Origin of the sequence: Saccharothrix sp. ST-888 (assembly GCF_000955975.1) — a bacterium.
GTDB lineage: Bacteria > Actinomycetota > Actinomycetes > Streptomycetales > Streptomycetaceae > Kitasatospora.
Window position 1 is genome coordinate 1 of the sequence record NZ_JYJF01001066.1, and the last position, 271, is coordinate 271.

Sequence of the window (271 nt, forward strand, 5' to 3'; positions counted from 1 at the left end):
GAGAGGAGGGAGAGCAGTCGAGCCGCCTGACCCGCCAGCGCCTTGTCACTCTTGGCGGACAGCAGCAGCGGCACAACGCCGTCATCTGCTGTCCGCCCGACGGCGGTGTCGGGGACGTACTCCAGGATCGTGTGCGCGTTGGTCCCGCTGATACCGAACGAGGACACCGCCCCCCGGCGCGGACGGCCCGTCTCCGGCCACGGCCGCGACTCCGTCAACAGCTCCACCGCCCCGGCGGACCAGTCCACCTTCGGCGACGGCTCGTTCACAT

1 protein-coding gene is annotated in these 271 nt (G+C 70.5%); it reads right to left on the reverse strand.

Going from position 1 to position 271, the window contains the following annotated elements:
* Positions 1–271 (reverse strand): ketoacyl-synthetase C-terminal extension domain-containing protein (locus tag UK12_RS35635; RefSeq protein ID WP_045307376.1); only part of this gene is annotated, 271 nt, incomplete at both ends.